The sequence below is a fragment of the Trinickia mobilis genome (assembly GCF_017315705.1).
Lineage (GTDB): Bacteria > Pseudomonadota > Gammaproteobacteria > Burkholderiales > Burkholderiaceae > Trinickia_A > Trinickia_A mobilis.
The window spans coordinates 1-17,648 of sequence record NZ_JAFLRF010000055.1; the positions used below are offsets into that span (position 1 = coordinate 1).

The 17,648-nt window shown below is 60.5% G+C and carries 18 protein-coding genes; 16 read left to right on the plus strand and 2 right to left on the minus strand.

Going from position 1 to position 17,648, the window contains the following annotated elements; translation table 11 throughout:
* The 12 genes from J3489_RS33710 to J3489_RS33760 form a co-directional block, all read left to right on the plus strand.
* Nucleotides 1–461 (plus strand): thiamine pyrophosphate-dependent enzyme (locus tag J3489_RS33710; RefSeq protein ID WP_242540434.1); only part of this gene is annotated, 461 nt, incomplete at its 5' end.
* Between the two features lie 149 nt (nucleotides 462–610).
* Nucleotides 611–2,200: a P-loop NTPase family protein gene (locus tag J3489_RS33715; RefSeq protein ID WP_207005150.1), complete on the plus strand. Its 1,590-nt coding sequence runs from the start codon at nucleotides 611–613 to the stop codon at nucleotides 2,198–2,200.
* Nucleotides 2,181–4,658 (plus strand): tetratricopeptide repeat protein, encoded by a 2,478-nt coding sequence (locus J3489_RS33720; protein ID WP_207005151.1) that lies wholly within the window; start codon nucleotides 2,181–2,183, stop codon nucleotides 4,656–4,658. Before J3489_RS33715 ends, J3489_RS33720 begins: the two co-directional genes overlap by 20 nt.
* 240 nt (nucleotides 4,659–4,898) lie before the next feature.
* Entirely contained in the window at nucleotides 4,899–5,912 is a 1,014-nt protein-coding gene (locus tag J3489_RS33725; protein WP_207005152.1) for an ABC transporter substrate-binding protein, read from the plus strand.
* Nucleotides 5,913–6,014: 102 nt separating this feature from the next.
* On the plus strand, nucleotides 6,015–6,812 hold the full coding sequence (locus J3489_RS33730; RefSeq protein ID WP_207005153.1) for an ABC transporter ATP-binding protein: 798 nt from the start codon (nucleotides 6,015–6,017) through the stop codon (nucleotides 6,810–6,812).
* A 25-nt stretch (nucleotides 6,813–6,837) separates the two neighbouring features.
* Nucleotides 6,838–7,698, plus strand: a complete 861-nt coding sequence (locus J3489_RS33735; protein WP_207005154.1) for an ABC transporter permease — start codon at nucleotides 6,838–6,840, stop codon at nucleotides 7,696–7,698.
* Nucleotides 7,699–7,791: 93 nt separating this feature from the next.
* Entirely contained in the window at nucleotides 7,792–9,174 is a 1,383-nt protein-coding gene (locus J3489_RS33740; RefSeq protein WP_207005155.1) for a sensor histidine kinase, read from the plus strand.
* Nucleotides 9,171–9,845 carry a response regulator gene (locus tag J3489_RS33745; RefSeq protein WP_207005156.1) on the plus strand — a complete coding sequence of 225 codons (675 nt, stop codon included), beginning with the start codon at nucleotides 9,171–9,173 and terminating at the stop codon, nucleotides 9,843–9,845. The genes J3489_RS33740 and J3489_RS33745 overlap by 4 nt, the downstream gene beginning before the upstream one ends.
* 156 nt (nucleotides 9,846–10,001) lie before the next feature.
* Nucleotides 10,002–11,165, plus strand: a complete 1,164-nt coding sequence (locus J3489_RS33750; RefSeq protein ID WP_508617104.1) for a porin — start codon at nucleotides 10,002–10,004, stop codon at nucleotides 11,163–11,165.
* Nucleotides 11,166–11,311: 146 nt separating this feature from the next.
* On the plus strand, nucleotides 11,312–11,950 hold the full coding sequence (locus J3489_RS33755) for a Tar ligand binding domain-containing protein (RefSeq protein ID WP_242540527.1): 639 nt from the start codon (nucleotides 11,312–11,314) through the stop codon (nucleotides 11,948–11,950).
* Nucleotides 11,910–12,032, plus strand: coding sequence for a hypothetical protein (locus J3489_RS38425; protein ID WP_255555322.1), 123 nt, complete (start codon nucleotides 11,910–11,912; stop codon nucleotides 12,030–12,032). The genes J3489_RS33755 and J3489_RS38425 overlap by 41 nt, the downstream gene beginning before the upstream one ends.
* Before the next feature lie 137 nt (nucleotides 12,033–12,169).
* Nucleotides 12,170–12,334: a hypothetical protein gene (locus tag J3489_RS33760; RefSeq protein WP_207005182.1), complete on the plus strand. Its 165-nt coding sequence runs from the start codon at nucleotides 12,170–12,172 to the stop codon at nucleotides 12,332–12,334.
* A 36-nt stretch (nucleotides 12,335–12,370) separates the two neighbouring features.
* On the opposite strand, the gene J3489_RS33765 is transcribed toward J3489_RS33760, so the two are convergent.
* Nucleotides 12,371–12,673, minus strand: a complete 303-nt coding sequence (locus J3489_RS33765) for a hypothetical protein (RefSeq protein ID WP_207005183.1) — start codon at nucleotides 12,671–12,673, stop codon at nucleotides 12,371–12,373.
* A gap of 508 nt (nucleotides 12,674–13,181) precedes the next feature.
* Between J3489_RS33765 and J3489_RS33770 the strand changes: the two genes are divergently transcribed.
* Nucleotides 13,182–14,879 carry a tyrosine-type recombinase/integrase gene (locus J3489_RS33770; protein WP_207005159.1) on the plus strand — a complete coding sequence of 566 codons (1,698 nt, stop codon included), beginning with the start codon at nucleotides 13,182–13,184 and terminating at the stop codon, nucleotides 14,877–14,879.
* Nucleotides 14,880–15,181: 302 nt separating this feature from the next.
* Nucleotides 15,182–15,835, plus strand: a complete 654-nt coding sequence (locus tag J3489_RS38665; protein WP_207005160.1) for a M48 family metalloprotease — start codon at nucleotides 15,182–15,184, stop codon at nucleotides 15,833–15,835.
* A gap of 18 nt (nucleotides 15,836–15,853) precedes the next feature.
* Here the strand turns inward: J3489_RS38665 and J3489_RS33780 are convergent, their stop codons facing one another.
* Nucleotides 15,854–16,429 carry a hypothetical protein gene (locus J3489_RS33780; protein ID WP_207005161.1) on the minus strand — a complete coding sequence of 192 codons (576 nt, stop codon included), beginning with the start codon at nucleotides 16,427–16,429 and terminating at the stop codon, nucleotides 15,854–15,856.
* Nucleotides 16,430–16,606: 177 nt separating this feature from the next.
* Here J3489_RS33780 and J3489_RS33785 point away from each other — a divergent pair, with 177 nt between their 5' ends.
* Both J3489_RS33785 and J3489_RS33790 read left to right on the plus strand, forming a co-directional pair.
* Nucleotides 16,607–16,960: a DUF7673 family protein gene (locus J3489_RS33785; RefSeq protein ID WP_207005162.1), complete on the plus strand. Its 354-nt coding sequence runs from the start codon at nucleotides 16,607–16,609 to the stop codon at nucleotides 16,958–16,960.
* Between the two features lie 292 nt (nucleotides 16,961–17,252).
* Nucleotides 17,253–17,438 carry a hypothetical protein gene (locus J3489_RS33790; protein WP_207005163.1) on the plus strand — a complete coding sequence of 62 codons (186 nt, stop codon included), beginning with the start codon at nucleotides 17,253–17,255 and terminating at the stop codon, nucleotides 17,436–17,438.
* Nucleotides 17,439–17,648 lie beyond the last annotated feature (210 nt).

The following is a 17,648-nucleotide window of genomic DNA, read 5'->3' on the forward strand; positions in this document are numbered from 1 at the left end:
CAGGCGTGCATGCGCTGGGCGGCGGCATCGGCCAGGGCATGCAGATGGCGATCGGCGCGGCGCTCGCCGGATCGGCCGCGAAGACGGTTTGCCTCGTCGGCGACGGCGGCTTGATGGTCAACGTCGGCGAGCTCGCGACGGCGGTGCAGGAAAACGCCGACGTGATGATCGTGCTGATGAACGACCAGTGCTACGGCGTGATCCGCAACATCCAGGACGCGCAGTACGGCGGGCGCCGCTACTACGTCGATCTGCACCAGCCGGACTTCGCGCAGTTCTGCGCGAGCCTTGGCCTCACGCACTATCGCATTTCGTCGCTCGATGCGGCCGATGCGGTCATCCGCGAAGGTCTCGCGAAAGAGGGGCCGGTGCTCGTCGAAGTCGACATGCTCTCGATCGGCCAGTTCGCGACGGCGTTCGCCGGCCCGCCGGTGAAGACCGAGGAGCCTGAACATGCGTGACCGTCTGCAGGACGAGCATCGCCGTGGGCATCTCGCGCCGATCGATGTCGCGATGATCGGCATTCAGCGCGATCCGTGCGCTGCGTGATTTGACGTGTAGGGCGCAAGGAAGCGTGACCTGTGCGCAACCGGAAAGACGGACGACACACATGGCTGATTTCGATTCCAGTTTCGTTTCGACGGGGCGACATCCTGATCAGCGGCGAATGGCGGCAAGGCCGCGGCAAGGTCGGGCGCAAGCCGATCAGTTAGGTGGCGCCTATTTGGGCGCCAGCAATACTGCTAGTATTTCGTATCTAACAGTATTGCCCGTTCAGTTCGGCATATTGGTAATTGGCCCGTGGGCGGGTAAAGCGACGGCTGCTCCATCTTTGCCGTTTGACGATTGCCGAACGTACGCTCCGGAGATTCAAACCATGCCGCTCGCCCCTGCCACACGGGATGAACTGAAAAAGCTCTATAACGCGCTTAAGGATCGAATCCTCGAGCCCGATGATCCCGTCTACGTGGAGGAGATCAATCAAGGCATTGCCAACCACGTCGTTGTGGATCCAGTCGAAGAGATGGCCACTGAAATCGACTGGCAGGAGGGTGGCGGCGTATGCCTGTTCACCGGGCAACGCGGCACGGGCAAGAGCACGGAGCTGCAGCGGCTCAAGCGGCGTTTGGAGGATCTCGGGGCCGAAGTGTTCTATGCCGATCTCTCTGAATTCTTGCTGTTGACCAAGGAAGTCGAGATCAGCGACTTTCTGATCGCCGTTGCCGGTGCCATGTCGGAACAGATGAAGGATCGTTACGGCGGGTCTCCGGGAGACCGCAGCTATTGGGATCGCATCTCCGCGTTTCTTCAAACCAAGGTTGAAATCAAGGACCTGGGCTTCAAGGTCGCCGGTGTCGACATTAAGGCCGCACTCAAGGACGATCCCGATTTCAAGCGGCGAGTGCAGGAGGCGGCGCGCGGCCATGTTGCGCAGCTCGTGCGGGATGCGCACGACTTTCTCGCCGAAGGGGTCCAATACGTTCGAGAGCAGCGCGGTGATCCGGAGTGCAAAGTGGTGCTCCTGATCGATTCCGTCGAGCGTATTCGCGGTGTCGGCAGCGAAGCGATGGCGGTGTACGAGAGCGTGCGCAATTTGTTCTTTGGTCATGCCGAGCATCTGAAGGTTCCGGTGCTGCACATGGTGTACACCATTCCGCCCTATCTCTCGGTGCTTGCCGCCGGTGCCGGGGCGCTGATGGGGGGAGCCGTCACGCGGCGCCTCGTCAGTACGCACATCTTCAAGGATCGCAGCCGCGAACCGGACCGTGCTGGTCTGGAGAGGCTGCGTACCGTTATTGCCAAACGCTACCCCGACTGGAAGAAGATCTTCGAGCCTGCTGCGTTGGACGAGTTGGCGCTGAATTCGGGCGGCGACCTGCGTGAGTTCTTTCGGCTTATCAGGCTTTGTCTTCCCTCAGTGCGCGACGATGCTCAGTTGCCGCTCAACGTCGAGGCTATCAAGCAGGCCAACAATGCTGCGCGCGGCGAGATGTTGCCGATTCCGGAAGACCATCTGGGCTGGCTCAAACGGATATCACAGACCCATGACACCTGTTTGGAGAAGGATGCCGACTTGCCTACGCTGGCGCATTTTCTCGACAACCGGCTGGTCCTCAATTATCGCAACGGCAGCGATTGGTATGACGTCCATCCGTTGTTGCGGGACGTGGTAGACGCTTATGTCAGCGCTGACGCTTGATGCGGTTACGGAACGCGTAGCGGTCAATATCCTGCGCCATCTTGAGTGGCAGCCGGATGACTTTTCGCTAGTGTTTCTCTTTGCTGACGTTGGGCCGTCGCTGCAATTGGCGGATTGGATCGATCAGCGATTGGTACTGCAAGACCGGGCATTGCAGCGGCGGGAAGTGAAGGACGATTTCGTGCGCGATCCGGCTGCGCTCGTGGACACGCTCATCGCCGAGCTTGCCGCGTATTCCAAGCAAAAAGGCGCGTTATGGTTCGGGTTGCAGCGCTATCCCAGCGACAAGCGGTGGAATGTTGCTCGTAAAGAGTTTTTGGCTCGGCTTAACGAAAGACGTTTTTTGCTTGAGCGAGACTTGGTCCGTCCGTTGGTGCTGGTCTTGCCTGCGGGCTTCCGGGCGGAAACGCGCGGCATCGCGCCCGATATCTGGCACGTGCGGGCGCTGAGCGAGGAGTTGCGTGCAGCGGTGCCGGTTTTTGTTCCGGCGCAGGGCGAACGCGCAACGGCGCCGGTCGTTCAGGCTAAAAGAGGCGCTGCCTTATCTGCATATCTCGAGTGGCAGCGTATCCACGAAAGCGGTCCGTCCCAACGAATTTTTTTACCTACAGCTTGGCGTGCGTGCCGTGAATTGTTGTCGGCGGGGAGGCCGGCCGACGCGGAGCAGGTGGCGTTAGACGCAGTATTTCTAGCACGGCGACATTATAGTGAGGCGCGAGATGACGCGTCTCTGAGCAACCTTTCTGTGTCGCTCGATATGATTGGCGAAGTCGCGCGCACGCAGGGCGCTTGGGGACAAGCAGTTGCCGCGTATCGCGAGAGCCTTGAAATAAGCCGTCAACGGGTTGAGAACTTGGGTGCCACGCCCGAAGTGCTGCGTGATCTCTCGGTCTCGCTGAACAATTTTGGCAGCGTTGTACGTCCGCAAGGTGACCAGGCGCAAGCGGAGGCCGTGTATCGCGAAAGCTTGCAAATCCGCCGCCAACTCGTCGAGCGCTCGGGGCGGACCCCCGAGTCGCTGCACGATCTCTTGGTCTCGCTGGACAACGTTGGCGAAGTCGCGTTGATGCAGGGCGATTGGGCGCAAGCGGAAGCCGTATGTCAAGAAGGCCTGCAAATTTCTCGCCAGCTGGTCGAGCGCCAAGGGGGCACGCCTGAATCGCTGCGCGATCTCTCGGTGGCGCTCAACAACGTTGGCGAAGTCGCGCGTACGCAAGGGGACCTGACGCAGGCAGAAGTCGCATATCGAGAAAGCCTTGAAATTGGCCGTCAACTCGTCGATCGCCTGGGCGGTACGCCCAAGACGCTGCGCGATCTCTCGGTCGCGCTGGACAGTGTTGGGGGCGTTGCGCGAGTGCAGGGTGACTGGGCGCAAGCGGAAGCAACGTATCGAGAAAGCCTGGACATTCGCCGCCAATTGGTCGAGCACTTGGGGGGCACAACTGAATCGCTGCGCGATCTCTCGATCTCACTGAACAATTTTGGCAGCGTTGTACGTACACAAGGTGACTGGGCGCAAGCGGAGGCTGTGTATCGCGAAAGCTTGCAAATCCGCCGCCAACTTGTCGAGCGCTCGGGGCGGACCCCCGAATCGCTACGGGATCTCTCGGTCTCGCTGGAAAATGTCGGAGGTATATCGAGAGCGCGGGGAGACTGGGCGCAAGCGGAGGCAGCCTACCGAGAAAGCTTGGAAATCCGCCGCCAGCTGGTCGAGCGCCAAGGGGGCACGCCTGAATCGCTGCGCGATCTCTCGGTGGCGCTCGACAACGTTGGCGAAGTCGCGCGTACGCAAGGGGACCTGATGCAGGCAGAAGTTGCATATCGAGAAAGCCTTGAAATAGACCGTCAACTCGTCGATCGCCTGGGTGGTACGCCCGAATCGCTACGCGATCTCTCGGTATCGCTTGACCACGTCGGCGACGCTGCATGTGTACAGGGCGACTGGGCAAAAGCGCAATCCGTATATGGAGAAAGCCTGGCAATTTGCCGCCAGCTGGTTGAGCGCCTAGGGGGCACGCCCGAATCGCTGCGCGATCTCTCGGTCTCACTAAACAAGGTAGGCGATGTTGCGCGAGCGCGGAGCGAAGTAGCGAAAGTGGAATCTGCATATAGAGAAAGCTTGGAGATCCGCCGCCGGCTGGTCGAGCGCCTGGGTGGCACGCCTGAATCGCTGCGCGATCTCTCAATCTCGCTGAACAAGGTAGGCGACGTTGCGCGCGCACGGGAAGACTGGCAGCAGGCAGAAGCCGTGTATGGAGAAAGCCTGGCGATTCGCCGCCAACTGGTCGAGCGCCTGGGGGGCACGCCCGTAGCACTGCTCGACCTGTCGGTTTCGCTGCAGAACATAGGCGATGTCTTCCAAGCACGGGGCGACAATGAACGGGCCGAAGCCTCATACAGCGAAAGTTCGGATCTGCGTCACCAACTGTCCGAGCACCGAGACGGTTCGCCCGAGTGATAGCGTGACTTGGACTCGTAGTGTGCTTACGAAAGGACAGGCGTTCGAGCGGCTCGAAGCGTAGCAGGCGGGCGGCTCGGCAGCAGGCAGCGCGACGCCGTTCGCCTCCGCCCTCATGGAAATCCCGTACGGAAGGTGCATCTTCGTGAAAGCATGAAGAAGGGTTCGCGCCACTAGAATCCCGCCATCGATAGAGATAGTCGGCATTGGGCCGGCTCCCGACAATAACGGAGACAATCGATGCGACCCACCTTCCGCACGTTTCGCCATATCGCTCTCGCTTCCAGCCTGCTGTTCGGCATTGCATCGCAACATGCGATGGCCGACGACTCGGGAAAAATCACGATCATGGTCGGCGGAATCACGAAGCTGATCTATTTGCCGGCGCGCCTCACCGAGCAGCTCGGCTATTTCAAGGACGAAGGGCTCGACGTCGAGCTGCTGTCGCAGCCGGCCGGCGTCGACGCCGAAAACGAACTGCTTGCCGGCGCTGTGCAGGGCGTCGTCGGCTTCTACGATCACACCATCGATCTGCAGACCAAGGGCAAGGAAGTCAAGGCGATCGTCGTGTTCGGACAGGTGCCGGGCGAAGTCGAGATGGTGTCGACGAAATCGGCCGAGGCGATCAAGTCGATGGCCGACGTCAAGGGCAAGACGCTCGGCGTGACGGGCCTCGGCTCGTCGACGAGCTTCCTCACGCAATACCTCGCCGGCCAGCACGGCATCCAGTCGACCGAATACACGATGCTGCCCGTCGGCGCCGACGCGAGCTTCATCGCCGCGATCAAGCAAGGCCGCATCGACGCGGGCATGACCACCGAGCCCACCGTTTCCGCGCTGCAGAAATCGGGCGAGGCGAGGGTGCTAGTCGACATGCGCTCGGTCGACGGCACGAGGGCCGCGCTCGGCGGCACCTACCCGGCGTCGAGCCTCTACGTGCAGGCCGCGTGGGCCGACTCGCACAAGGCGCAGGCCGCGAAGCTCGCGCATGCGTTCGTGCGCACGATGCAGTTCATCCACACGCATAGCGCGGAAGAAATCGCCGCGAAGATGCCTGACGACTACCAGAAAGACAAAACGCTCTACGTGAGCGCGCTGAAGGCCTCGCTGCCGATGTACACGCCGGACGGCAAGATGCCCGCCGACGGCCCGGCCACGGTGCTGAAGGTGCTTGCGGCTTTCAACCCGTCGGTCAAGGGCAAGCACGTGGACCTGTCCAAGACCTACACGAACGATTTCGTCAGCGCCAAATAAATCGGCTTCAGCCGATCGCGTTTGTGCGTCAGGCGCCGCCTGACTTCATTGCGCCTCGGGAGCCGCTTCGCGCGGCCCGGGTTTTTTCCAGGAAGGTCCCCGATGAACCCAGTTCCACCCAAAGACGCACCGGTTATCGAATTCCGCTCCGTGTCGTGCCGCTTCATTTCTCCCGACGGCAAGGCAACCGTCGCATTGCGCGATTTCAGCATGTCTGTCGCGCAGGGCGAATTCATCGCGATCGTCGGCCCCACGGGCTGCGGTAAATCCACCACGCTCAGCATGATCACGGGGCTCTTGAAGCCCACCGCCGGCGAGGTGCGCGTGATGGGCTCGCCCGTCGACGGCATCGATCCGCGCATCGGCTTCGTGTTCCAGGCGGACGCGGTGTTCCCGTGGCGCTCGGTGCTCGACAACGTGGCGGCCGGCCCGCTTTTTCGCGGCCGCTCGAAATCGGCGGCCTACGACGAGGCGAACCAGTGGCTGCGCCGCGTCGGTCTCGAGAAGTTCGGCAAGCACTATCCGCATCAATTGTCGGGCGGCATGAGAAAGCGTGTCGCGCTCGCGCAGACCTTCATCAACAAGCCCGAAATCCTGCTGATGGACGAGCCGTTCTCGGCGCTCGACATGCAGACCCGCACGCTGATGCAGGACGAGCTGCTGCAGCTGTGGTCGGCGAACGCGGGGTCGGTGGTGTTCGTCACGCACGACCTCGAAGAGGCGATCGCGCTTGCCGACCGCGTGTTCGTGCTGACGGCGCGCCCGGCGACGCTCAAGAAGGTGTATGAGATCGACCTGCCGCGTCCGCGGGTCACATCGGAGATTCGCTACGATCCGCACTTCATCGACATTTCGCGCGACATCTGGCGCGACTTGCGCGAGGAAGTGCAAATTGCTTAACACGACGGCACAACGGAATACACTCATGGCATCTCGTGATAGCTCAATGAAGATGGCGTTCGACGGCGAATCGGCCGCCAAGGTCGAACTGATCGCCCAACGCAAGATGCGGCAGCGGCACGCCTTGATCATCGCACTGCGGATCCTCGTGCTCGTGGCTGTGCTCGGCGGCTGGGAACTCGCCGGACGCCTCAAATGGATCGACCCGTTCTTTTTCTCGATGCCGTCGCTGATCTTTTTGCAGATCGTCGACTGGTTCCAGAACGGCACGTCGCAGGGGCCGTTGCTCGTGCAGGTGTGGGTCACGCTCGAAGAGACCTTGCTCGGCTTTCTGATCGGCTCGGCAGGGGGCATCGTGTGCGGGGTCGTGCTGGGCCGCAACAAGCTGCTCTCCGATGTCTTCAGCATTTACATCAAGATCGCCAACTCGATTCCGCGCGTGGTGCTCGGCTCCATATTCGTGATTGCGCTCGGCCTCGGGATGGCCTCCAAGGTGGCGCTCGCCGTGGTCATGGTATTTTTCGTCGTGTTCGGCAATGCCTTCCAGGGCGTGCGCGAAGCCGACCGCTACATGATCGCGAACGCGCAGATCCTGGGCGCCTCGAAGCGCCAGTTGACGACGTCTGTCGTGATTCCGTCTGCGCTGTCGTGGATTCTCGCGAGCCTGCACGTGAGCTTCGGCTTCGCGCTGGTCGGCGCGGTGGTCGGCGAATTCCTCGGCTCCAAGCAGGGCATTGGCCTGCTGATTTCCACCGCACAGGGGGCGTTCAACGCGAGCGGCGTATTCGCGGCGATGATCGTGCTGGCCGTGGTCGCGCTCGCTACGGACTATCTGCTGACCACGTTGGAAAAGCGCTTGCTGAAGTGGCGGCCCGCCGCATTCTGAGGCTTGATTGTCAAAGACAACCGTCCTTGCCGGCACAGGCAAGGGCGATGTTGCATTTTGCCGGCCCGGCCGGATCATGTTGGAGAATGTGCAATGTTGCTTAGCTTGCGTGCGCGTCTGCTGTTGTGGCTGCTGCTGCCGCTCGCGCTCTTTGTCTTCGTGACCGGCAGGATGTCGTACGATGCGGCGCGTCAGACCGCCGATCTGCTGCAAGACAACGCATTGCTGTCTTCCGCACGAACCATCATCGAAGATGTCGACTGGGAGAACGGCGCATTGACGGCGAACATCCCGCCTGCCGCGCTCGAGATCTTCGCGTCGCCTTATCAGGATCAGGTGTTCTATAAAGTGGTCGTCGGCCGCGACCGGCTGCTGGGCGGCAGTCCCGATCTCGCACTGCCCGCGGGCAGCACCCGGTTCCCGGTGTTCTACGACACCAAGCTCGGCGATCTCCCGATTCATGCCGTCGCCTACGAGCGGCAGCTGTACGACTCGGGCACGGCCCAGCAGGTCACCGTGATCGTCGCCAAGACGCAGGCGTCGCGGCAAGCCATGCTGGAAGATTTGTGGCGTCCGCAATTGGTTCGCCAGTGGTTGATGCTGGCTTTGGTCGTGGTGCTCGTGCCGTTCGGCCTGACCATGGAATTGCGGCCGCTGATGAAGCTCAAGGACGACGTCGCAGACCGCGAGCCGATGGAGCTCGAACCGATCCGCGTGCATCACCTGCCGTCGGAGCTGCGGCCGATCGTCGATGCGATCAACCAATGCATCGCGCGCCTGAAGCTGCACACGACGACGCAGCGTCAGTTCATCGCCGACGCGGCGCATCAATTGCGCACGCCGTTGACGCTGCTCGACACGCAGGTGCAATGCGCAAGCCAGTGCGATCTGCGCGATCCGGCGTTGTCGGAGGCCCTGACGGGCATCCGCCGCACGAGCCGGAAGATGGCCGATATGACGAGCCAATTGCTGCTGCTTGCCCAGGCCGAGTCGGTATCGATGCCGCGCATGCAGGCCAAGCTGGATCTGGCGGCGGTGGTGTCGTCGGTGCTGGAGGAAGCCGTGGTGGCCGCCCAGCGGCGCCAGCTCGATCTTGGCGCCGAACTGGACGACGGCGTCCATGTGGCGGGCAGCGAGAGCCTGCTCGCGGCGCTCGTAGCGAATCTCGTCGACAACGCCATCCGCTATACGCACGAAGGGGGGAGCGTCACCGCGATTTGCCGGCGTGACGGCGACGAGGTGATGCTGCAAGTGGTGGACAACGGTCCCGGCATTCCGGCCGAAGCGCGCGCGCATGTGTTCGAGCGCTTCTACCGGGTGGCGAGCGATGTCGAGGGCTCCGGGCTGGGGCTCGCGATCGTCCATCAGATTGCGCTGTCGCACGGCGGCACGGTTGCCCTGACGCCCGGTGCGGGGCGCGTCGGGCTCGTCGTGACGGTCCGCTTGCCCATGTGGAGGACTGAGGAAAAAGAATGAAGCTGCTGCTCGTCGAAGACAATGCCGAACTTTCGCGTTGGATCGTCAACCTGCTGCGTGCGGAGAATTTTGCCGTCGATTGCGTTCCCGACGGCGAAGCCGCGGATTCCGTGTTGACGACCCAGCGCTACGACGTCGTGCTGCTCGACATGCGTCTGCCGCGCATGAGCGGCAAGGATGTGCTCGCCCGTCTGCGCCGCCGGCGCGACAACGTGCCGGTGCTGATGCTGACCGCGCACGGCTCGATCGACGACAAGGTCGACTGCTTCAGCGCGGGCGCGGACGATTACGTCGTCAAGCCGTTCGACGGCCGCGAACTGGTGGCGCGCATCAAGGCGCTGATCCGCCGGCAGTCGAGCGACAAGTCGGGCTGGCTCATGTGCGGCGACCTGCAGTACATCTCCGACACGCGGGAGTTCCGCCACAACGACGCGCCGCTTAACCTGCGGCGCCGCGAGCATGCGATCCTGGAAACGCTGATGCTGCGGCAGGGCAAGACGGTCTCGAAGACCACGCTGATGGACAGCGTGTTCGGCTTCGACGACGAGCCGAGCGTGGACGCCATCGACATCTACATTCACCGGTTGCGCAAGCACCTTGCGAGCTCGAGCGCACAGATCATGACGCTGCGCGGCCTCGGCTACATCCTTCGCGCCAGGGATGCGTCGTAATGTATGCAGGACTTAGTGTCCTGTATCAGTGATATCACTAAGTTGTACGAATGAGACACGAAAGGAGCGTGAAGGATTGAGGTAACTAGGATTCGTCTCATCCGTTGTTCGTCGTAGCGACCGGGCAACCGGCAGGCAGCAACCGACAGCGGAAAAATCAGAAATTCAACGCAGCAATCTGAGGAGACAGTCTTGAAGCAACAGTACCTCGCGTTCGCCGTTGCAGCCGGCGCACTCGCAGCGAGTAACGCTCACGCGCAATCCAGCGTGCAGCTTTACGGCCTCATCGACCTGAGCGTGCCCACGTATCAATCCCACGCCGACGCGGCCGGCAATCACGTGATCGGCATGGGCATCGGCGGCGAGCCGTGGTTCAGCGGCAGCCGCTGGGGCGTGAAGGGCGCCGAAGACATCGGCAACGGCACGAAGATCATCTTCCGCTTGGAAAGCGAATACCGGGTGAGCGACGGAAATATGGAAGACCCGAACCAGATCTTCGACCGCGACGCCTGGGTCGGTGTCCAGAACGACACGATCGGCAAGTTCACGGCGGGCTTCCAGAACACGATCGCGCGCGACGCGGCAGCGATCTACGGCGACCCGTACGGCACCGCGCAGCTCACGACCGAAGAAGGCGGCTGGACCAACGCCAACAACTTCAAGCAGATGATCTTCTACGCGGCGAGCGCCACGGGCACGCGTTACAGCAACGGCCTCGCGTGGAAGAAGCTGTTCAACAACGGCATCTTCGCGAGCGCGGGCTACGCGTTCGGCAACTCGACGAGCTTCGGCAGCAACGCCAACTACCAGTTCGCCCTCGGCTACAACGGCGGCCCGTTCAACGCGTCGACGTTCTACAACCACGTGAACCGCGACGGCTTCACGAACCAGGCGTATTCGGTCGGCGGCAACTATACGTTCGGCATCCTGCGTGCCAACGCCGGCTACTTCCGTTATTGGGGCAACCAGGGCGCGCTAGGCCAGCGCCAGGACAACGCATGGACGGTGTCGTTCAAGCTGGCGCCGAAGGGCGCGCTCGATTACGAGCTCGGCTACCAGCAGATGCGCGTGCATAACGCTGCGTACAACAGCGACGGGGACATCCCGAACGCGAACCTCGGCGCCTTCGATCCGACCCAGGGCACGCACAACGGCTACAAGGAAACGCTGTACGGCTCGATCTTCTATCACCTCTCGAAGCGCACGGAAGTCTATCTGGCTGCCGACTATATGAGACTGCATGGCGGCTACACGGTTGGGACCACCTTTGGTGCGACCAACCAGGTCGAGGCGACCACGGGTATCCGTACGCGCTTCTGATTCCGGGATCCTCTCCTCGCAGTACCAACCTCGCCAAAGAAGCTCCGAATTGCGGCGGCGGACTTGTCCGCTCGCCGCTTTCTTCTGGTCTTTGCATCAAGAGGGCAACCATGTTCAGGAACGCTACCGTCCGCGTGGCGCTGACGATGACGATCGCGGGCTTTACGGCGGCGCTGATGCTCGTGATCGCGGCGTCGATTGCCGGCTTGCAAAGCGCCAATCACGCGCTCGAAAGGATGTACGCCGAAGAGACCGCCGCGCTGCGCTACCTGACGTCGAGCAGCGAAGCGTTGCAGCAAGTGCGGGTCGATCTCGGCGCGTACGAAACGCTCGTCGCGCAAGGCAAGCCGACGGCGCCCGTGCTCGCGCGAGTGCATGCCGAATGGGCCGGCAGCAATCGGGAGCTTGCCGGTTACACGGCGCTGCAACGCTCGAGCGACGCGGAGAAGGCGCTCGTCGATACGTTGCGTGCGAAGCGCGATCGTCTATTGAACGAGAGCTTGACGCCCGAAATCGCGGCGCTCGATCAGGACGATTTCATGACCTTCCGCACGACGGAGCGACAGGCGCCGGACGCCGTGTTCACCGACTTCAAGCAAGCGGCGCTCGCGCTCGAAGACTTTCAGGTGCAGCACCAAAAGGCGCGCTTCGAAGCAGCGCAACAGCGCTTCACATTGCTGCTTGGGCTCTTCGGGGCGGTCGCGTGCGCGGCCATCGCGCTTGGCCTTTTTGCCCGCTTCGAGCATGGAAGAGCTGACCGCAACGGTCAGACAAAACGCCGATAACGCCCGGCACGCGAACGAGCTCGCCGAAAACGCCGCGCGGATCGCGGCGCGCGGCGGCGAGGTGGTCGGGCAGATCGTCTAGGTGATCGCGGACATGTCGTCGGGTTCGAACCGCATCGTCGCCGAGCACGCCTGAGGCTGCGCGCCGTTCGCGCGCAACCGTTGCCCGCTCGCGGCAGTCGAAACCATTAGCTTGGCTTTGCGAAAAGGAGGCCTGCAATGGACAAGCTATCGATCGTCTGCTGGCTTTGCACGGCGTTGTGCCTCGGCGTCCTGACGAGCGTCGCGGGATGCGACGCGCTGAGCGGGCCGCCCGCCCTCGAATGGCCCGGCCCGCACGCGCCGTATCCGTTCCCGGACGATGTTCCGCACCGCACCTCGTAATTGCCTCGAACGCCGGACGGCGCGACGCGGTCAGCCTCAGCCGGCGCTCGAGCAGGTGACGGTCGGCGCCGTGTAGGGCGACGGATAGTCGGACGCCGGGCCGCTCAGGAGGCGCAGGCGCTGAGTCGCGAGGACGTCGGCTTGCGTTTGCTCGCGGCGGGTGAGGGCAGCGGGGGCGTCGCCTGTCGGCAGCGGCTCGTTGACGCCGCATTGCAGCGTCTTGCCGCCGGCAAGCTGCACTGTCGTTTGATAGGCGTAAGCGGGTTGCGCGGCCATGCTGTCGGCCGCCCAGAAGGCGGCGACACCGAGCAGCGCACAAGCGAGGTGTCGAATCTTCATGACGTGCTCCTTAAGGGTCGTCTTTGCCATTTGACAGCGGCGGAAGCTTTTTAGATAGGGCGCAACGTGAAAATCTTTTTTTCCGGAAATGCGCTTTGTCGTAGGGAGACGCCGATCTGCGAGGATGTATTCCCGAAGCACGCGCCAAGGGAAATCGGCTGACATCGGTAGGAGGAAATGGACTGCGCCGAAACGCGTTTGCGGCTAAAAAAGCAAAAACCCGCGAAGCCGTGCGCTATCGCGGGTGGATGGGGGCTGCTGGAATGCTTGGATGTTGTTTGGTGCCCAGGGCCGGACTCGAACCGGCACGCCTTGCGGCGGGGGATTTTGAGTTTGGTGCGTCTATATAAGAGATTATGAAAACAGTTTAAATTCATACACTTATAAATTTCCCACAATAAGATTGGTGCGTCTGTATAAGTACTTGTGTGGGAAAATTTAAAGATTTGGGGGGAAGTGTGGGAAAATTGGGGGGAACCACTTTCCCACAAATACGCGCAGAGGCAAAATGGCCGACGATGCAATCCCAAAAAAACCGCGCGCAGAATCGATAAAAGTCGACCTGTCGAGCCACACTGTCGTGGCCGGGCTCATCGAGACGAAGAAGAAGGGTGTCAATCCCGCTTGGGGCAAAACTTGGGGGGACTCGAACACCAAGGGATTCGGCCTGCGCATCTCGCCGCTGGGTCTGCCGAAGTGGGAATGGAAGTTCCGTGGCTACGGTGGTAAGCATGTCGAGGGCTCAGTGCCCTTCTTCATTGCTCCCAGGGTCAAGGGCGACGAAACAGAGTTTCCGGTGCCGCACGGGCACTACGACTACCTGATGGCCGTCGAGCATTACCGCCGCGTCCGTGTGAAGGCACTGATGAGTCCCGTGGAACGCGAGAAGGTTGCGCGACAAGGGATGACGCTTGCCGAGGCCTTTCCTAAATACCTCGAGAACAAGGTCTTGCAGTCGAGTCAGCGGAATCTGTCCGACGAGACCAAGAGCGCGTATTCCGACCAGTGGCGGTGGTTGGGTCCGCTTGCCGGAGACTGGGTGCTGAAAGACACCGATTCTTTCCAGTGGCAGCGCATGTTCGAAGAGGAGGCGTTGAAGGCTTGCATTAAGCGCGAGATTTTGCGAAGCGTGCACGAGGGATATGGTGCAGGCGCAGATATTAATGGTGCGCAAAAACTCGCTGTAATCAAAAGGCTTGAGCGTGGTCTTTCTGGAAAATGGCAAGAAGAGCCGTGGTGGACAGTCCTGGCTAAAGAGGAACGCGCAGGTGTTGAAAAGTGCCTGAATTCGGTGAAAGAGTCTGACATTAAGAAATTGGAATCGTCGCCTGTGATACAGGCAGCGAATCTCGTTTCAGGCATTTACACCTATTTTGCTGACGACAATAATCGGTTGTTCAATCCGATTAAACCGATGAAAAAGCGCTGGCGGGTTAAGAAACCTACGCGGCGTGTTCGAGCAATTCCGACGCTCAATATGCCCGATTTTTGGAAGGCGTTGCAAAACCGCAAGAAAGTCAAGGTCAGCAAGGACTGCATTACGGTTATCCTTCTGACGGGGTTCCGCAACAGCGCTGCTCGTAGGATGCGGTGGGAGCAGGTCGACTTTGAGCTTGGTATCTACACAGTCAAAGAAGGCGATGTAGGCTGGAAGGGCTACACAGGCGGCATGGCGCTGAGTGACTACGTGCTTGACCTTCTGCGTGAGCGACGCGAAGCTGACCCGCATGGCGAGTGGGTCTTCCCCGCCCACGTCACGCGTTCATCAGGCCACCTGAGCCGTTTGGGTGACTCTGTGAAGAAGTGCTGCGAGGAAATGGGGCTGAAGACCAGTGAATACTACATCCCGCACGACCTGCGCCGGGGATTCAGTACCGCAGTGAAAACCGTGTCAGGCAGCGATTTTAAGATGGTTGCCACGTTGCTTGGCCACAAATGGGCAACTGACGATAACGATGAGACAATGCGCGAGGAGTCGGTTACGTTCGGCTATATCAGCGAGGAATTGATGGCGCGCAGGCACGTGGCTAACAGGACGGCTGAATTCCTGTTGCAGGTGAGTAGGGCCAAGGCAATGGAGAAGTGGGTCGCTGAGTTGCTTAAAAGCAGAGGCATTGACCCGAGCCACTATCAACCTGACAAAGATTTTCCTGAGGCGGATGACGATGATGCAGACGATTCAATATCAGCCGTAGCCGCTGATTGAAATGAAGAGCCCCTCAAACGAGGGGCTTTTTGATTAGAACGGGCTCGCTCGATATTCCGGCTCCCGCCTTTGGCCTATGCTGACGATGTGTTTTTCGTCTGGCCTGTTACATATAGGCATGAACCGGTTGAGCTCCTCAGCTGTTTATTGCGACGACGCGTGGAATATCGTTACTTCTGGGGCGTCCGTCCTCCCGCGCTCGCAGCCTGTTAACATCAAGGCGCTGGACGCGCCGCATGCTGTTCGGACCAGCCGTGTGTCCCCGAGGCTCGACGCGAAAATAAAGAAAAAGGGCAACGCCAGTGAAACTATTAGAGGGTTGTAGCGCGCTTGTCGCCGCTTTATTGGCGATATCAGCGCAGGCCGCTGTTTCAACCAACGTCGCCGATGCCAATTTCATCGCGGAACAGTATTGCGACGATACGTGGAGAGCGATATCGACGGTCGCGGTTGCTCCAGGTGACCCGGACATTGACCGGGCGAAGCGTATCGTTAGCCAATTGAGCGATACCTTGGGCGACGGGGACTGGCAAGTCGTTGTTTTTTCATATCCGAGGCTCGGATGGCCGGTGATGGCGCTGATGGGCAGCCGGGTTGTGGTTTCCAAGGAATTCGTCGACGACAGCAATGACGATGAGCTGGGATTCGTCTTTGCCCATGAGATGGGACACGTCATCTTGGGGCACCTGCAGCAACGCTACGCGGCACTGATAGCTGACGCAGGCGGCCGTGTTACTCGCTGGACACAACTGGCTCGATACGCCAGGCAGGAATGGCGTCTTTATCGAGAAGAGGAGTACCAGGCGGACAAGTTTGGTTTTGCGCTTGCGGGCAAGGCTGGGTTCGATGCTAAAGATGGCGCATACACCGCCCTCTCGCATCTGATGCCAGACCCGCAGCACCCGACACCAGATGAGCGCCTGTCGGCACTGGGGCTTAGCGCCGCCCGCAACTAGTCCTATTGCGCGCCTCAGTCAGTGGTCCTGGGTGGGCCGTGTGAACGGGTCGAGGTCCAGAATGTACGAAAGACGTGCGGTCTGTCCGTAGTCCCGCCGTGCAATCGCTTTGACGTACCGGAACCACGCTGCGGGCATGTCGGCGGTCATCGACTCGCAAAACCACTGGTGATTTTCCAGATATTTTTTGACATAAAGGGCGCATGCGGACAGTCGAAGCCAGAGGGCATACATGGCATCGGCATCGCTAAGGGTATCGATGTCGAACCCGAATAGTCTGAAATAGGCACGGGCCTTTTCGTGTTCATCTGGGTACCAGAGATATTCGCGTCCGTCATCATCGACCACGATGTTCGTGGAGAATTCGAATTCCAGAAGCTGAAGCACTTCCTGCTTCTTGCGGCTGTCAATGGGCGCGCCGGGTTTGAAGGCCACCGGGCGCGTGAGCGCGTTCCATCGGTCGTCGGGCGACAGGCTTTTTGTTGGTGGGTGAGGCTTTGTACTGGGTTCGGACGGAGGCCGCACGGCGTAAGCAGCCTTGCGAGGAATTGCCTTTGCGCGCCTAAACGCAGCCAGTTCGATTACGGTGCCCATCTTTGCCCTTGTTGTGTTTTTGGAGCGGGGGAGGGATTTTACGCACGTTCTGGAAGTCAGTCAATGAATCAGCGGGCGTTCATCGAACCGTTCGCGGGTGGACGGGAGCTTCGCATTCGCGCCATAAATAAACTTGGTGGCTATATTTTTCATCCAAATCTGAGATGAAAGCGCGACATGAAAATGAAAGAGACACCATCCCTTTGTAACCAATTCGCCGACGCTCCCGGCGCGCAGGCCGCTCGGCGGTTATTTGAGGCATGTCATCGCGTGGGTGAAGACGCGAGGCCCATCGCTGAATTCCTCGTCAGTCTATGCACTAGCGAATGGACACGCATTGACGCGGGCTCGCTTTGCCGCCGAATCATTGACGACGCACTTTTCACGGACATCATCGCTGTCATGACGTGGCTTCGCGAAGGTCGGCACGAAGGTTTTGACTTGCCCGATATTTTCGGTTCGTCCAACGCCGGCTACGCAGTGATTTTGGACCTGATGGACCGATTTGAAATCCATCGAATGGCGTTCTGAGGAGGCGCAATCCCGGACCGACCGGAAATGATGTCGGCGTGCCCTCGTCAATCAGTCTGTCAACGGCTTTCTCTATACGTCAAGCGGCGGGTTACTTCCGCCGCTACGTTTAACGGAGGACTCATGGTCACTTGGTCGTACAACCAGCTGGTGTTGGTTATCCTGCTTGCGTTTGTAGCGGGCTATGCGATGGGGCGCCTGCGCGCGCTCGTGGCGGCGTCGAGGCGGTGACTATACGTAAGGAGGGGCCGGTCTTTCCGGTCGTCGACAACCCGAAATAGGACAACTAATCATGAACACGTATTTGGTAACCACGACGCACGAGGACCCGGAATATCGCGTAGTCGGCGTTCACGCCGAGTATCTCGATGACGCTATCGCGCGCCTTGTGGACATTCCCGAACTCAGAGGCCACAAGGTCCGCCTGGCGCTTGCCGTGCCACGTGACACAGTGAGCATGCTCCCCCACGTGGTCTGACGCGGGTCCAGCAAACCCGAGGACAAAACCAATTTGCGGACGTTAGAGACACACGTCCGCGCGGCCTAACGCCGCCTTATTGCCTCCCTCCTTGGGAGGCATCTTTTTGGCTACGTGGCTTGCTGCAGCGTGCGACCACGCATATAGTCGACGAGACCAATTAAAAGAAAAAAGCGGAGGTCTTCGTGCACGTACTGCGGCGAGTAGCAA

Bases quoted from the DNA above. Each gene is read 5' to 3' on its own strand.
- J3489_RS33715 (WP_207005150.1), top strand. From the start codon at position 611: ATGGCTGATTTCGATTCCAGTTTCGTTTCGACGGGGCGACATCCTGAT.
- J3489_RS33720 (WP_207005151.1), top strand. From the start codon at position 2,181: ATGTCAGCGCTGACGCTTGATGCGGTTACGGAACGCGTAGCGGTCAAT.
- J3489_RS33725 (WP_207005152.1), top strand. From the start codon at position 4,899: ATGCGACCCACCTTCCGCACGTTTCGCCATATCGCTCTCGCTTCCAGC.
- J3489_RS33730 (WP_207005153.1), top strand. From the start codon at position 6,015: ATGAACCCAGTTCCACCCAAAGACGCACCGGTTATCGAATTCCGCTCC.
- J3489_RS33735 (WP_207005154.1), top strand. From the start codon at position 6,838: ATGGCATCTCGTGATAGCTCAATGAAGATGGCGTTCGACGGCGAATCG.
- J3489_RS33740 (WP_207005155.1), top strand. From the start codon at position 7,792: ATGTTGCTTAGCTTGCGTGCGCGTCTGCTGTTGTGGCTGCTGCTGCCG.
- J3489_RS33745 (WP_207005156.1), top strand. From the start codon at position 9,171: ATGAAGCTGCTGCTCGTCGAAGACAATGCCGAACTTTCGCGTTGGATC.
- J3489_RS33755 (WP_242540527.1), top strand. From the start codon at position 11,312: ATGACGATCGCGGGCTTTACGGCGGCGCTGATGCTCGTGATCGCGGCG.
- J3489_RS38425 (WP_255555322.1), top strand. From the start codon at position 11,910: ATGGAAGAGCTGACCGCAACGGTCAGACAAAACGCCGATAACGCCCGG.
- J3489_RS33760 (WP_207005182.1), top strand. From the start codon at position 12,170: ATGGACAAGCTATCGATCGTCTGCTGGCTTTGCACGGCGTTGTGCCTC.
- J3489_RS33765 (WP_207005183.1), bottom strand. From the start codon at position 12,673: ATGAAGATTCGACACCTCGCTTGTGCGCTGCTCGGTGTCGCCGCCTTC.
- J3489_RS33770 (WP_207005159.1), top strand. From the start codon at position 13,182: ATGGCCGACGATGCAATCCCAAAAAAACCGCGCGCAGAATCGATAAAA.
- J3489_RS33780 (WP_207005161.1), bottom strand. From the start codon at position 16,429: ATGGGCACCGTAATCGAACTGGCTGCGTTTAGGCGCGCAAAGGCAATT.
- J3489_RS33785 (WP_207005162.1), top strand. From the start codon at position 16,607: ATGAAAATGAAAGAGACACCATCCCTTTGTAACCAATTCGCCGACGCT.
- J3489_RS33790 (WP_207005163.1), top strand. From the start codon at position 17,253: ATGAACACGTATTTGGTAACCACGACGCACGAGGACCCGGAATATCGC.